This window comes from Stenotrophomonas sp. PI_27, assembly GCF_027854495.1.
Taxonomy (GTDB): domain Bacteria; phylum Pseudomonadota; class Gammaproteobacteria; order Xanthomonadales; family Xanthomonadaceae; genus Stenotrophomonas; species Stenotrophomonas pavanii.
Genome location: NZ_JAJNOF010000001.1, coordinates 168,523 through 182,817, shown reverse-complemented (window position 1 = coordinate 182,817; position 14,295 = coordinate 168,523). Strand labels below are relative to the sequence as shown.

Here is a 14,295-nt window from a genome sequence, read left to right as displayed (position 1 = left end):
TACTTCTAGGATTAGTTCGCGGCCGCCGCCCGTGCGATGGCCAGGAAGTCCGCGGCCACCAGGGAGGCACCGCCGACCAGCCCACCATCGACATCCGGCTGCGCGAACAGTTCCCCGGCATTGTCGGGCTTCACGCTACCGCCGTAAACAATGGGCAGTGAATCCGCAATTCTAGCATCGATGCGCGCGACTTCGCCACGGATGAACGCGTGCACCTGCTGCGCCTGCTCCTTGCTGGCGGTACGCCCGGTACCGATGGCCCACACCGGCTCATAGGCGACCACGGCCTGGGCGAAGCCGGCCGCGCCGGTCAGTTCCAGCACCGGCGCCAGCTGGCTGGCGATGACCGCTTCGGTCTGCCCGGCCTCGCGCTGCTCGAGGGTTTCCCCCACGCACAGCACCGGCACCAGCCCAGCGTGCAGGGCCGCGGCGAACTTGCGCGCGACCAGTTCGCTGCTCTCATGATGGTACTGGCGGCGTTCGGAATGACCGACCAGGCCATAGCGGGCCCCCACCTCGACCAGCATGGCGGCGCAGACCTCACCGGTGTAGGCGCCCTTCTCGTTGCTGCTCACGTCCTGCGCGCCAAAGGCCAGGCCGGTCTGGCCGAAGTCCTCGACCAGCTCGCCCAGGTACGGCAGCGGCGGCAGGATCACCACATCCACCCCATCCACCGGCAGCCCGGCAGCCACCTGCCCCAGCAGTTCATTGGCGAATTGACGGCTGCCATGCAGCTTCCAGTTTCCGGCGACGATCTTGCGGCGCATGAGCGGGTGGCTCCTGTGTGAAGTCAGCCGATCATGATACCCGTTACGGCAAAAATCCGTTTCCGTGTAAGCGGTTACATCGATTTTCAGCCAACGGCGCAGCCCCTCGTGGCGGGGGTTTGGTTGGGATGGTCGCGGAAAGCCCGGTTGGATGGGTGGGCTTGGCCGGGCGGGTGGGGATGGCGGGGGACGCCGTAACCCGTCCGTTCTGGCCGTGGACTTGCCGGCCAGCGGCCGGCACTACCGCGGCTGCAGGGCGCCGCCCTGCAAAGACAAAGGCCGCCTTTCGGCGGCCTCGCGTCTCATTACTTCAGCTTGATCTCGCGCAGGCGTTCCTCGAGGAAGCCGTGGGCGGTGATCGGCTCCGGATACCGGCTCGGGTTCTCCGGGGTGATGCACGAGGGCAGCACGTCGATCAGGAAGTCCGGGTTCGGGTGCAGGAAGAACGGCACCGAGTAGCGCGGCTGGCGCGCCAGTTCGCCCGGGGGGTTGACCACGCGGTGGATGGTCGACGGATACACGTGGTTGGTCAGGCGCTGCAGCATGTCGCCGATGTTGACCACGATGGTGTCCGCGTCCGAGGTGAACGGCACCCACTCGCCATCATGCGACTGCACCTCCAGGCCGGCGGCACTGGCGCCGACCAGCAGGGTGATGAAATTGATGTCGCCATGGGCGCCGGCGCGCACGTTCGGAATGTCGTCGGTGGTGATCGGCGGGTAGTGGATCGGGCGCAGGATCGAGTTGCCGAAGTTGGTCTTGTCGGCGAAGAAGTTCTCCGGCAGGCCGATGTGCAGGGCCAGCGCCGACAGCACGCGCGAACCCAGGTTGTCCAGCGCCTGGTACAGGCCGTAACCGCGCTCACGGAACCCCTCGACCTCGGTCGGCCACAGGTTCGGCGCCATCACGTCACGGTACTTGGAGTCGTCGGCGATCTCGCGACCGATGTGCCAGAACTCCTTCAGGTCGAAATGCTTGGAGCCCTTGGCGGTTTCCACGCCGAACGGGGTGTAGCCGCGGGCGCCACCGCTGCCAGCGACGTGGTACTTGCGCTTGACCTCTTCCGGCAGGGCGAAGAAGGCCTTGAAGGCATCGTAGGCCGCGTCGATGTCGGCCTGCGGAATGCCGTGGTTGCGGATGCCCGCGAATCCCCATTGGCGGTAGGCCGCGCCCAGCTCGGCCACGAAGGCCTCGCGGTCGCTGTCAAAACGGGTGATGTCGAGGGTGGGGATCTGGCTCACAGCGGTTCCTGGCTTGTCGTTGGGTCTGGGGGGCCAGCGCATTCATGGCCCGCCTGAACATTGTGACAGATCGCCCGGAGGACGCCACTTCGATACGAAGAAACAAACCGATACAATGCGCGACCCGCGCGTGGCGCAACGCGGCCATCACGTTGCCGCCGCTCCCCGTTCCCGCGCTCCCCGAACCCGCCCCGCCATGCCCGCCGCTGTCTCCGCCGCCCCTGCCGTCGAAGGTCCTGCCCAGCGCTGGCGCCGGCTGGCCTGGTGGTCGCTGTTCATCGCCGGCAATGCGGTCCTGGCAGCGGTGATCGCGCTGGGCAACGTGCCACTGCGTGACAATCCGGGCGGTGCCACGGGCCTGGCCTATCTGGCGATCGCCCTGCCCGGCCACCTGCTCGCGTTCGGCGCGCTGGCCGGCCTGCTGCCACTGCTGCTGGGCCTGTGGCCGCGCCGGGCGCGCACGTTGAGCGTCAGCGCCGTACTGCTGCAGGGGCTGTGGCTGTGCCTGCTGCTGGTCGACGCCAAGGTCTTCACCCTGTACCGCTTCCACCTCAATGCCATGGTCGTGAACATGGTGTTCGGCGGCGCCCTGCAGGACCAGGTCGCCCTGTCCTGGAAGACCTGGCTGCAGGTCGCGCTGCTGGTCGGCGCGGTCTTCACCGCCGAAGGCCTGCTGGCCTGGGCATGCTGGAAGCTGCTGCCGGCGGCATCGCATCGGCGCCGGGTGCTGCAGGCCTGGGCGGCGGTCGCGCTGCTGATGGGCGGTGGCCAGCTGGCCACGGCCTACTACGACGCGCGCGGCGACCGCGATGTGATCGCACAGTGGAACTACCTGCCGTGGGCACAGCCGATCACGGCCAAGAGTTTCATGCGGCGCCTGGGCGTGGTCAGCCAGCAGCAGGCCGGCCTGCCCGACCCGCGCCACGCGCAGCTGCTGTACCCGCTGCATCCGCTGCGCTGCCAGAGCCCACATCGCCCGAACGTGCTGATGGTGGTCCTGGAATCGCTGCGCCACGATGCGCTGACACCACAGCTGATGCCCCATACGTCGGCGCTGGCGCAGGACGCGCGCGTGTTCGACCACCACTTCAGTACCGGCAATGCCACCCGCTACGGCCTGTTCGGGCTGCTCTACGGCCTGCCCGGCGGCTACTGGCCGAGCATGCTGGACGAGCAGCGTGGTTCGCAGCTGTTCCAGGTGCTGGGCCAGCAGGGCTACGACCTGCACCTGTACGGCAGCGCGCCGATGTACAGCCCGGAATTCGATCGCACCGTGTTTGCCGATGTGCGCGACCAGCTGCACCAGGGGCCATCGGCGCTGAAGTCCGACGGTCGCGACCGCGCGATCGTCGGCGCGCTGCAGCAGGACATCCGCGCCAGCCAGGCGGCAGACCACCCGTGGTTCGGGTTCGTGTTCCTCGACTCCACCCACGCGCCCTACCACATGCCCGAGGGCTATCCGCCGGTGGCCACACCGATGGCCGCCGACATCGACTTCCTCAAGTTCGGCCCGGAGCATGACCCGACGCCGGAGCTCAACCGCTACCGCACCGCCGTGCACTATGCCGACAGCCTGATCGGATCGCTGCTGGACGACCTGCGCGCGCAGGGCCTGGCCGAGGACACCATCGTGCTGGTCACCGGTGACCATGCCGAAGAGTTCAACGACCTCGGGCTGAACTACTGGGGCCACAACGGCAACTTCTCCGACTACCAGCTGCAGGTGCCGTTCGTGCTGCATTGGCCGGGCAAGGCCGCTGGCCACGACGCACGCACCAGCTCGCACGAAGACTGGGTGCCAACACTGATGCGCCACGCGCTGGGCTGCGAGAACGCACTGGCCGACTACAGCACCGGACAGGACCTGCTGGCCGAGCCACAGGGCCAGCGTGCGCTGGTGGTCGAAAGCTGGTCGCAGCGCGCGGTACGCCATGGCGATGCGATCTATGTGTTCGACAAGTTCGGCAACGCCACCGCCCTGGACCTGCACTATCGCCCGCTGCCGCAGCAGGTGCCCGATGCCGCCGCCGTACGTACCGCATGGGAAGCGCTGACCCGCTTCCGCAATCGTTGACCTTCAAGGATCGATCCCGCATGAACCGTCCATTGCGCATCCTGCACACCGAAGCCGCCAAGGGAATGGGCGGGCAGGAGATCTACATCTTCCGCCACATGCAGGTGATGCGCGCGCGCGGCCACGAGGTGGCCCTGCTGTGCCAGCCCGAAGCCCGCCTGGCTACGCTGGCCCGCGATGATGGCTTCACTGTCCACACCCTGCGCATGGGCGGCCTGCTGCGCCTGCTGCGTGGCATCTGGTCGGTCTCGCGGCTGGTGCGCCGCGAGCGCTACGACGTGGTCAACACCACCAGCCGTCGTGACGCGCTGATCGCTGCCGCCGGCGCCCGCCTGGGCGGCACGCCGCTGGTGGTGCGCTCGCGCCACCTGATGAGCCCGGTCAATTCGCTGCTGACCTATACCGGCCTGCCGCACCGGGTGCTGACCGTCAGCAGCTTCGTCAAGCAGCTGCTGACCGAGCGCGGCATTCCGGCCGAGCGCATCGGTATCGTGCCGCCCATCGCCGTGCCGCCGCGCTGGAGCGAGATCCGCAAGGCCGATCCCTGGCAGTGCCTGCAGGAGGTGCGCGCAGACGTGCGTGCCGAACTCGGCTTCGGCGAACAGGACATCGTGGTCGGCTGCGTGGCGGTGCTGCGCGAGCCCAAGGGCCACGCCGACCTGCTGCAGGCCATGGTGCCGCTGTGCAGGACGCATCCGAACCTGCACCTGGTGGTGATCGGCGATGGCCAGCCGGTCATGGATCGGCTGCAGGCGATGCGCGACGAACACGGGCTGCAGCAACAGGTGCATCTGCTGGGCTACCGCGATGGCGCCTGCCGGCTGATGGCCGGTTTCGACATCTTCGCGCTGGCGTCGCACAAGGAAGCGGCCGGTACCGTGTTCCTGGAAGCGGCCTATGTCGGCGTGCCGATCGTGGCCACCCGCGTTGGAGGCGTGCCGGAGATGGTGGTCGATGGCAGCAATGCGATCCTCACCCGGCTGGGCGACAATGCAGCCCTGACCGGTGCCCTGCGCCTGTTGGTGGACGATCCGGAACGGCGCCGGCAGATGGGCCGCGCCGGGTGGGACTGGATGCGCAGCGCGCACCGCTTCACCCCCGACGGCCACGGCGAGACCACCGAACACTATTACCACCAGTGGCTGAAGGAGCTGGGACATGGCTGATGCCCGAACCGTACCGGTGCTGATGCACCACCACGTCAGCCCGTCGCCGGGCATGATCACCGTGTCGCCGGAGAATTTCGAAAGCCAGATCGCCTGGCTGGCCGGCAACGGCTGGACTTCGCTGACACTGGACCAGTACGCCGGTTTCCTGGCCGGCCGGCCGGTGCCGCGCAAGTCGATCGTGATCACCTTCGACGATGGCTACCTGGACAACTGGGTGTATGCGCACCCGATCCTGCAGAAGTACGGGATGCACGCGGTGGTGTTCGTGGTCACCGGCTGGATGGGCGAAGGCCCGCAGCGGCCGCATGCGGGGATGGCCGGCGCAACGCTGCCCCCCACGCCCGACCACCGCGGCTGCGAAGCGGCGATCTACGAGCAGAACCGCAGCGACGACGTGATGATGCGCTGGAGCGAAGCGCGCGCGGCCATTGCCGCTGGCACTTTCGAAGTGCATTGCCACACCCATACCCACACCCGCTGGCTGCGCCGCGACGACCTGGACCGCGCGCAGCGCCGTGCCGGCCTCAGCCGGGACCTGGCAGTCTCGCGCGAGGTCCTGAAGGAAAAGCTGGGCGAGGTGTCGGACACGCTGTGCTGGCCCTACGGCGATTTCGACCAGGATCACATCGAGGTGGCCCGCGAGCAGGGCTTCCGCTACCTGCACACCACCCACCCGTTCGGTCGCAACGTGGTGGGCGGCGACCCGGAACGCATCTACCGCTTCGCGATCCGCAACCGCCCGGCCAGCTGGCTGCGCAAGCGCATCGCGCAGAGCTACAACCCTCTGATCGCGCCGCTGTTCAATGGCTTCAAGGCACGCCAGAAGAAGATGGTGCCGGGCCCGTAAGCGTTACGCTGCCCTGTCGCTTGAACGAAAAACGCCCCGGCTTTGCGGGGCGTTTTCCGTTGGCTGAAGGTGCGGCCACCTCAGGCTGCGGCTTCACGCACCGCTGCGGACAGGCGATCCAGCGTGTCCTGCATCAGCGCTGCGTCATCGGCCTCGACCGTGACCCGCACCACCGGCTCGGTGCCGGACGGGCGCAGGAACGCACGGCCGCGACCGGCCACCGACTGCTGCGCGACGACCAGTGCGGCCTGCACGCTGTCGGCCTGCACCGTGGCCTTGGCCGAGACATTGCCCAGCCGCACGTTGACCGTCTTCTGCGGCACCCGCACCAGCCCCTTCAGCGCCTGGCGCAGGGTCTGGCCGCTGTTGCGCAACGCCACCAGCACCTGCAGCGCGCTGACGATACCGTCACCGGTGGTGGCGCGGTCCAGGCACAGCAGGTGGCCGGAGGCCTCCCCGCCGAGCACGCCACCGCCTTCGATCAGCGCCTGGTGCACGTAGCGATCACCGACATTGCTGCGCACGAACGGAATCTGCAGGTCGGCGAACGCCTTCTCGATGCCATAGTTGCTCATCAGCGTGCCGACCACCGGGCCGCGCAGGCGGCCTTCGTCCTTCCAGGCACGGGCCAGGATGTACAGCAGGTCATCGCCGTCGACCGGATTGCCCTGGTCGTCGGCCATCAGCACGCGGTCGCCGTCGCCATCGAAGGCGATGCCGAGATCCGCGCGGGTTTCGCGGACCTTGGCCGCGAGGTTGTCGATATGGGTCGAGCCCACGCCGGCATTGATGTTGACGCCATTGGGCTCGGCACCAATGCCGATCACCTCGGCGCCCAGTTCGCGGAACAGCAGCGGTGCGATCTGGTAAGTGGCACCGTGCGCGCAGTCCAGCACCAGGCGCACGCCGCGCAGGTCGAACGCGCGCGGTACGCTGGCCTTGCAGAACTCGATGTAGCGGCCGACCGCCTCGCGCGCGCGCGCGGCCTTGCCCAGCTTTTCCGATTCGGCGGTGGTGAACGGAACGTCCAGCGCCGCTTCCAGGGCCAGCTCGGTGGCATCGTCGAGCTTCTCGCCCTGGGCGGAAAAGAACTTGATGCCGTTGTCGTAATGCGGGTTGTGCGAGGCGCTGATGACGATGCCGGCATCCACGCCGAGCGTACGGGTCAGGAATGCCACCGCCGGGGTCGGCATCGGCCCCAGCAGCTGCACGTCGGCACCGGCGGCGACCAGGCCGGCTTCCAGCGCCGCCTCGAACATGTAACCGGAAATGCGGGTGTCCTTGCCGATCACCACGATCGGCCGCCGCCCATCCTGGCCGCGCTGGGCGACCAGGACGCGACCCAGGGCGTTGCCCAGGCGCAGCACGAAGTCGGCCGAGATCACGCCCTGGCCGACCCGGCCTCGGATGCCATCAGTACCGAAGTACTTGCGGCCTCCCATCAAGCCACCTCCGGCGCCGGCTGGCGACCCAGCATCGCCAGCAGGTCGGACAGGCGGTCGCGCATTTCGCGGCGGTCGCAGATCTGGTCGATGGCACCGTGTTCGAGCAGGAACTCCGAGCGCTGGAAGCCCTCCGGCAGCTTCTCGCGCACGGTCTGCTCGATCACGCGCGGGCCGGCGAAGCCGATCAGCGCCTGCGGCTCGGCGATGTTGATGTCGCCCAGCATCGCGAAGGAGGCCGAGACGCCACCGGTGGTCGGATGGGTCAGCACCGAAATGTACGGCAGGCCGGCTTCACGCAGCTTGCCCAGCGCGGCCGAGGTCTTGGCCATCTGCATCAGCGAGAACAGGCCTTCCTGCATGCGGGCGCCGCCGCTCTGCGAGAAGCACACGTACGGCGCACCGATCTCGACTGCGGTTTCGGCAGCCAGTGCGAAGCGCTCGCCGACCACCGAGCCCATCGAGCCGCCCATGAAGGCGAAGTCGAAGGACGATGCCACCAGCGCGCGGCCCTTGAGCAGGCCGCGCATGGCGATCAGCGCGTCGTACTCGCCGGTGTTCTTCTGCGCGATCTTGATGCGCTCGCTGTACTTCTTCTGGTCCTTGAACTTGAGCAGGTCGGTCGGCCCCAGGCGCGCACCGATCTCGGTGGTGCTGTCGGCGTCGAACAGGGCGGCCAGGCGCGCGCGCGCACGGATCGCCATGTGATGGCCGCACTTCGGGCAGACTTCCAGGTTCTCTTCCAGTTCCGGACGGTACAACGCGCTGCCGCAGTTGCTGCACTTTTCCCACAGGCCCTCGGGGACGCTGCGCTTCTTGCTGGGGGTGTTGTCGGTGCGGATGCCGGACGGCATCAACTTGCTGAGCCAACTCATGCGGGAGGACACTTCCGTTCAGGGCGGCCCAGGGGCCGCAAAGGCGGACAGTCTAGCTCCGCTTTCCCCGCCCGTGCACCCCCTTGCCAGCGGCGGGGCAGCCGGAAAAAACCATGCTGGGACGTACGTTTAGGTGCTGGGCGGTGCCCGCCGCTGGCCGGCAGCCCTTGCGTGCAGACCGATGGGTAGTGCCGGCCGCTGGCCGGCAGCCCTTGCACGCGCGCCCTCAGGAGGATGCCGGCCGGCGGCCGGCACGACCATTACGCGTCCAGCGCCTGCCGCAGCGGGGCCAGGAAAGAACGGGCACGCTGCGCGGCCTCTTCAGCCGAGCCCGCTTCGGCCAGCGCCGCCACCAGCGCGCTGCCCACCACCACGCCGTCCGCCTGCCGGGCCATGGCTGCGGCACTGGCGGCATCCTTGATGCCAAAGCCCGCCACCACCGGCACCGACGCACGCGCGCGCAACGCCTGCAGGCGGGCACTGGCGGCATCACTGTCCAGGCGCTCGGACGCGCCGGTGACACCGGCAAAGCTGACGTAGTAGAGATAGCCACGGGCCAGCGCCAGCAGCTTGTCGGCTCGTGCCTCGCTGGTGGTCGGCGACGCCAGCAGGACCAGCGCAAGGCCGGCGGCGTCGAACGCCTGCTGTGCGTCGCCCGCCTCTTCCGGCGGCAGGTCGACCAGCAGCACGCCGTCGACGCCGGCGTCGACGGCGGCCTTGGCGAAGGCCGCGTAGCCGTGGATCTCCACCGGGTTCAGGTAGCCCATCAGCACCACCGGGGTCTGCGCATCGCGCTCGCGGAACTGCGCCACGGCCTGCAGGACGTAGCGGCTGCCTGCACCGCGGGCCAGCGCGCGCTCGGAGCTGCGCTGGATGGTCGGGCCGTCGGCCATCGGGTCGGAGAACGGCACGCCCAGTTCAATCACGTCGGCGCCGGCCTCGACCAGTGCGTGCATGACCGGCACGGTGGCCTCCAGCGAGGGATCACCGGCCGTGACGAAGGGGATCAGCGCCTTGCGCTGCTGTTCGCGCAGACGCTGGAAACAGGCATCGAGTCGGGCTACGGACATTTCAGGCACATCCTTCAATCAGTTCAATCGCATCGCTGGTTCCCCAGTACATCCGGGTAACCTTCCCTTCAAACAGTTCCACGCGGATACCCAGGTCCGAACCGGGGTCCTGCCAGGTGAGGTACTCGCCCTGGTCACCGTCGTAGGCATGCGGGCTGGATACCGGCGGCTTCGGGAACTGGGCCATGGCCTGGGCGCGGGTCATGCCGACGCGCAGGCCGAACGGACCGGGCTGCGGCGTGGGCGCGCCGCTCTCCGGATCCCGTCCGAGGTCGAAACGGACGACGCGATCTTCATCGGTCATCATCGACACGCCAGGCGGCAGCCCCTTGCCGTCGTAGTACTCGCAACTGCCGCCCATGGCTTCGACGGCGCCCTGTGCCGTCCACGGCCCGACGGCCTGCAGATCGCTCATGTGCTGGCCGATCAGCACCTCGCCGGCATGGTCCAGCGCCACTGAGGCCACCGCGGGCGCATCATCGCCGTCCGTGCCTTCCACCGGTGGCGGATCGACAATCGGCGTGCGTGCGATCGGGTCGAGGTCGTCGTTGGCGGCCGGCTGCTGTGCCGGCTGCGTGGTGGCCCTGGCGGCCGGCGCCAGCACTGGCGGTTCCGGCGGCTGGCACGCGGCCAACCCCAGCGCCAGCAGCAGCACGCCACTGTTGCGCAGCAACGCGCTCACAGCACCAGCCCTTCGCGCGCGGCGATGGTGTGCACGTCCTTGTCGCCACGGCCGGACAGATTGCACAGCACGATCTGGTCACGCGGACGCTCGCGCGCCAGCTTGATCGCCTGTGCCAGCGCATGGCTGGACTCCAGTGCCGGCAGGATGCCCTCGGTATGCGCCAGCAGGTGGAACGCCTGCAGCGCTTCGTCATCGGTGATGCCGAGATAGCGGGCGCGGCCGGTGTCGGCCAGGAACGCGTGCTCCGGGCCGACGCCCGGATAGTCCAGGCCGGCCGACACCGAGTGGGTTTCGATGATCTGGCCGTCGTCGTCGCACAGCACATAGGTGCGGTTGCCATGCAGCACGCCCGGGCGACCGGCAGCGATCGATGCGGCGTGGCGCCCGGTGCTGATGCCGTCACCGGCGGCCTCGGCACCGACGATCTCGACCTGGCGGTCGTTGAGGAAGGCATGGAACAGGCCGATGGCATTGCTGCCGCCACCGACGCAGGCGGTGATCGCATCGGGCAGGCGGCCATACTCGGCCAGCATCTGCTCGCGTGCTTCGCGGCCGACGATGGCATTGAAGTCGCGCACCATGCGCGGATAGGGATCCGGGCCGGCGACCGTACCGATGATGTAGAAGGTGTCCTGCACGTTGGTCACCCAGTCGCGCATCGCTTCGTTGAGCGCATCCTTCAACGTGGCCGAACCGGAAGTGACCGGCACCACCGTCGCGCCGAGCAGCTTCATGCGGTAGACGTTGATCTTCTGCCGCTCGATGTCGGTGGCGCCCATGTACACCACGCACTCCAGGCCCAGCCGCGCGGCAACGGTGGCGCTGGCCACGCCGTGCTGGCCGGCACCGGTCTCGGCGATGATGCGCTTCTTGCCCATCCGCGCCGCCAGCAGCGCCTGGCCGATGGTGTTGTTGATCTTGTGCGCGCCGGTGTGGTTCAGGTCTTCGCGCTTGAGCAGGATCTGCGCACCGCCCACATGGTCGCTCAGGCGCTGGGCGTGGTAGATCGGGCTCGGCCGGCCCACGTAGTGGGCCAGGTCGCGGTCGTAGGCTGCCTGGAACGCCGGGTCCTGGCGGGCCTGGTCATAGGCCTGGGCCAGTTCCTGCAGCGGGCCGACCAGGGTTTCGGCGACGAAGCTGCCACCGTAGCGGCCGAAATGGCCCTGGGCATCCGGGAAGGCGTGGTAGTCGGCAATGGGGGAGGCAGACATGGAAGCGACCGCTGGTTCGAGACAGGTGGATACTCTAGCGCACGGTTCATGACCGGAAAATGGATATTATCTGGCGCATACCGTCAGGAAATCTCACATGAGCCGTTCCCTGCTGCCACCGCTCAATGCGCTGCGCGCGTTCGAGGCCACCGCCCGTCTCGGCGGCGTTGGCCGCGCCGCGCAGGACCTGCATGTCACCCACGGCGCGGTCAGCCGGCAGCTGAAACTGCTGGAAGACCACCTCGGCCTGGCACTGTTCCAGCGCGCCGGTCGTGGCCTGCGCCTGACCGCTGCGGGCACGCGCCTGCAGGCAGCGTGCAGCGACGCGTTCGGCGGCATCGAAGACTGCGTGCGGGAACTGCGGCGACCGGCGGCGGCCCCGGCGCTGGTGCTGGGCTGCAGTGGCAGCGTGCTGGCCCGCTGGATGATCCCGCGCCTGCCCGCGCTGCAGGCCGCCCTGCCCGGCGTGCGCCTGCAGTGGTCGGCACTGGATGGCAGCTTCACCGAGGCGCAGGCAGCGCTGGATGCGGTGCTGCTGCTGGCCCAGGGGCCGTGGCCGCGCGGTTGGCAGGTGCGTGAGCTGGCGCCGGAACGGGTTGGCGTGGTGGTGGCGCCATCGCATCCGGCTGCGCAGCGCCTGCGACATGTACCGCCCTCGGCACTGCTGCAGGAGACGCTGCTGCACACCAGCTCACGACCGCAGGCGTGGCCAGCGTGGGCGCAGGCACAGGGTCTGGACGTGTCGAAGCTGCAGTTGGGCAGCGCGTTCGAACATCTCTACTACCTGCTGGAAGCCGCCGTGGCCGGGTTGGGCCCGGCGATCGCGCCCGAGCCACTGGTGGCCGAGGACCTGGCGGCGGGCCGACTGATTGCCCCGTGGGGATTTTCCGCCACCGGTGGCTTCTGGGTGCTGGCACGGCCGGATGGACCGGCAGATGCGCGCGTGGACGCGCTGGCCGACTGGGTGGCCGCGCAACTGCGCTGACAACAAAAAGGGGACGGAGGGGATTAAGTCGCAAGTGGCACAAACGACTTAATTCCCTCCGTCCCCTTTTTTCAGCTGGCAGTCGGGGTGGCCAGTCGCTGCTGCAGGTCTTCGCGCAGACGCGACAGCTCGACTTCGGCCTGCTGCCGCTGCTGCATTCCTTCGCGATGGATGCTGCGCACTTCCTCGACCGTGGCGATCAACTGGTCGTGCACGTGGCGCAGCGTGGCCACGTCGATCACGCCGCGCTGGTTGCTGCGTGCGGTATCGACCGAGGCCTGGCGCAGCAGGTCGGCGTTGCGGCGCATCAGCTCGTTGGTGGCATCGTCGATGGCGGTGGACAGCTCGACCGCGGCCTTCTGCTCACCCAGCGAAAGCTGGATGGCAAACTGGCGCTTCCACGACGGGATGGTGATCTCGCGCACCGTGTTGAACTTCTCGATCAGCTGCAGCGCGTTGGCCTGGATCAGGCGGATCATCGGCAGCGACTGGTCGGCCGCATGCTGCATCAGCTGCAGGTCGGACACGCGCTTTTCGAGGAGGCGGATCGCGTTGTCGACTTCGCCCTGGCGGATGCGCTGCTGCGGATCCTCACTGCCCTGCCCGGCCTGTTGCTCGGCCTGCAGTTCGGCCAGACGCTGCTTGCCGGCCGCAGCATACAGGCCCAGCGCATGGCGTTCTTCGCGGACGATGTCGTGCATGCGGTCGAACTCGCCCACGCGCTTGCCCATCAACGCCTGCTGCACACCGACATCACCCAGCAGCTGCTCGATCTGCGCATTGGTGTCGCTGAACTTCTGCACCAGCTCGCCCTTGGATACGCGCAGGCGGTCGATCAGGCCACCGATCACCGGCACCTTCGACCGCTGCGCGAAGCCGTCCAGCTTCAGGCTGCGCGCGATGCGCACCACTTCGCCCAGTTTCTCGCCGCTGGCATCGAGGTCACGATTGCGCACCTGGTCCAGCAACTGGCTGGAAAACGCTGCGGTGCGCGTGGCCGCTTCGCGACCGAAGACCTGCAGGTTGCCCGGGCGCAGGTCATCCAGCTCCAGACGGATCTCGGCGATGCGCGGCAGATCCTCGCGGACCAGGCCAAGCGCCTGCAATACGCCTTCATCGAGCGGAGCGGCGGTGGTCGTGCCGGGCACGAGGGCACCGGGGGTCTGGCTGTCCTGGGTCATCGGGCAGTCTCCTTGCAGTTGGGTAAGCGGCAGCGGCGGCCGGCTCAAGGCAGTCTAGCCTGAGCCGCCGCGACCTCGTCATCGATCTGTGCGTGCAGCGTGGCGGCCTTCGCCGCCAATGTGGCGCCGGCCGCGGCCTGGCCCGCCGCGGCGGCCTGCCGCCAGGCTGGCAACAGGACGTCATGGATGCGCGCGAAGCGTTGCAGCAGCACATTGTCCTGGTCCTGCAGGAGCTGCCACTGGCCGGCCTCGAGACGGCGCAGCGTGGCCAGCCGGCGCAGATGATCGAGCCGTTGCGACAGCGCGGCCTGGCCGGCGATATCCAGCGACGCCAGCCGCAGCGCTGCCAGCTCGACCCAGGCGTCCAGCGCTGCGGCCGCCGCTGAATGTCCGGCAATGGCCATGGCCCGCAGCTGCAGCTGCCGCTGCAGCTGCTGGGCCTGCTCGCGCGCCTGCAGGGCCAGCACGCCCAGTTGCGACTGCAGCGCACGTGCTTCCGCCTCGCGATCGACATCGCGCCCCAGCAGGCGGCCCCACCAGCCCGCCTGCCGCCGGATCTGCGCCGGGTTATCGGCCTGCAGGGCCAGCGCGATGCGTGCCAGTGCGGCCACCAGGCCTGCGCCCGCGCCCGGCGGCAACGGTGTTTCGCGCCGCGCCAGCGCCTGCAGCAACGGCGCACCATAGGTGGCCAGCACGGCGACATCGGCCGTGTCCGGCAAGCTCGGTGGCGGCAGTGGCGCCTGCATGG

Annotated in this window: 13 protein-coding genes; 4 read left to right on the top strand and 9 right to left on the bottom strand. The window is 68.6% G+C overall.

Features of this window, described 5'->3' with window-relative positions; genetic code table 11:
• Positions 1 to 11 precede the first annotated feature (11 nt).
• Entirely contained in the window at positions 12 to 767 is a 756-nt protein-coding gene (gene tpiA / locus LRM18_RS00805) for a triose-phosphate isomerase (protein WP_064238927.1), read from the bottom strand.
• A 305-nt stretch (positions 768 to 1,072) separates the two neighbouring features.
• On the bottom strand, positions 1,073 to 2,050 hold the full coding sequence (locus LRM18_RS00800; RefSeq protein ID WP_049470666.1) for a 2-oxoglutarate and iron-dependent oxygenase domain-containing protein: 978 nt from the start codon (positions 2,048 to 2,050) through the stop codon (positions 1,073 to 1,075).
• Positions 2,051 to 2,204: 154 nt separating this feature from the next.
• On the opposite strand from LRM18_RS00800, the gene LRM18_RS00795 reads away from it, so the two are divergent.
• Genes LRM18_RS00795 through LRM18_RS00785 form a run of 3 tightly spaced genes read left to right on the top strand, consistent with a single transcriptional unit; the run spans position 2,205 to position 6,098 of the window.
• Positions 2,205 to 4,082: a sulfatase-like hydrolase/transferase gene (locus LRM18_RS00795; protein WP_270949309.1), complete on the top strand. Its 1,878-nt coding sequence runs from the start codon at positions 2,205 to 2,207 to the stop codon at positions 4,080 to 4,082.
• 20 nt (positions 4,083 to 4,102) lie between these two features.
• Complete coding sequence (locus LRM18_RS00790; protein WP_049470661.1) at positions 4,103 to 5,248, top strand: glycosyltransferase family 4 protein; 1,146 nt, start codon at positions 4,103 to 4,105, stop codon at positions 5,246 to 5,248.
• Entirely contained in the window at positions 5,241 to 6,098 is an 858-nt protein-coding gene (locus LRM18_RS00785; protein ID WP_103281881.1) for a polysaccharide deacetylase family protein, read from the top strand. The genes LRM18_RS00790 and LRM18_RS00785 overlap by 8 nt, the downstream gene beginning before the upstream one ends.
• A gap of 80 nt (positions 6,099 to 6,178) precedes the next feature.
• On the opposite strand, the gene glmM is transcribed toward LRM18_RS00785, so the two are convergent.
• The 5 genes from glmM to trpB form a co-directional block, all read right to left on the bottom strand.
• The gene (glmM, locus tag LRM18_RS00780) at positions 6,179 to 7,540 is read right to left on the bottom strand and encodes a phosphoglucosamine mutase (protein WP_270949304.1); all 1,362 of its coding nucleotides are present in this window, start codon (positions 7,538 to 7,540) and stop codon (positions 6,179 to 6,181) included.
• Positions 7,540 to 8,415, bottom strand: coding sequence for an acetyl-CoA carboxylase, carboxyltransferase subunit beta (gene accD / locus LRM18_RS00775; protein ID WP_005410473.1), 876 nt, complete (start codon positions 8,413 to 8,415; stop codon positions 7,540 to 7,542). Before accD ends, glmM begins: the two co-directional genes overlap by 1 nt.
• Positions 8,416 to 8,675: 260 nt before the next feature.
• Complete coding sequence (gene trpA, locus LRM18_RS00770) at positions 8,676 to 9,485, bottom strand: tryptophan synthase subunit alpha (protein WP_270949264.1); 810 nt, start codon at positions 9,483 to 9,485, stop codon at positions 8,676 to 8,678.
• A gap of 1 nt (position 9,486) precedes the next feature.
• Positions 9,487 to 10,167 (bottom strand): hypothetical protein, encoded by a 681-nt coding sequence (locus LRM18_RS00765; RefSeq protein WP_206632471.1) that lies wholly within the window; start codon positions 10,165 to 10,167, stop codon positions 9,487 to 9,489.
• Positions 10,164 to 11,381 (bottom strand): tryptophan synthase subunit beta, encoded by a 1,218-nt coding sequence (gene trpB, locus LRM18_RS00760; protein WP_032957499.1) that lies wholly within the window; start codon positions 11,379 to 11,381, stop codon positions 10,164 to 10,166. Before trpB ends, LRM18_RS00765 begins: the two co-directional genes overlap by 4 nt.
• A 97-nt stretch (positions 11,382 to 11,478) precedes the next feature.
• Here trpB and LRM18_RS00755 point away from each other — a divergent pair, with 97 nt between their 5' ends.
• On the top strand, positions 11,479 to 12,366 hold the full coding sequence (locus LRM18_RS00755) for a LysR family transcriptional regulator (RefSeq protein WP_164687793.1): 888 nt from the start codon (positions 11,479 to 11,481) through the stop codon (positions 12,364 to 12,366).
• A 71-nt stretch (positions 12,367 to 12,437) separates the two neighbouring features.
• On the opposite strand, the gene LRM18_RS00750 is transcribed toward LRM18_RS00755, so the two are convergent.
• Both LRM18_RS00750 and LRM18_RS00745 read right to left on the bottom strand, forming a co-directional pair.
• Positions 12,438 to 13,547 carry a toxic anion resistance protein gene (locus tag LRM18_RS00750; protein ID WP_182067573.1) on the bottom strand — a complete coding sequence of 370 codons (1,110 nt, stop codon included), beginning with the start codon at positions 13,545 to 13,547 and terminating at the stop codon, positions 12,438 to 12,440.
• A 44-nt stretch (positions 13,548 to 13,591) separates the two neighbouring features.
• Positions 13,592 to 14,293 carry a hypothetical protein gene (locus LRM18_RS00745; RefSeq protein WP_270949254.1) on the bottom strand — a complete coding sequence of 234 codons (702 nt, stop codon included), beginning with the start codon at positions 14,291 to 14,293 and terminating at the stop codon, positions 13,592 to 13,594.
• Positions 14,294 to 14,295: the final 2 nt, after the last annotated feature.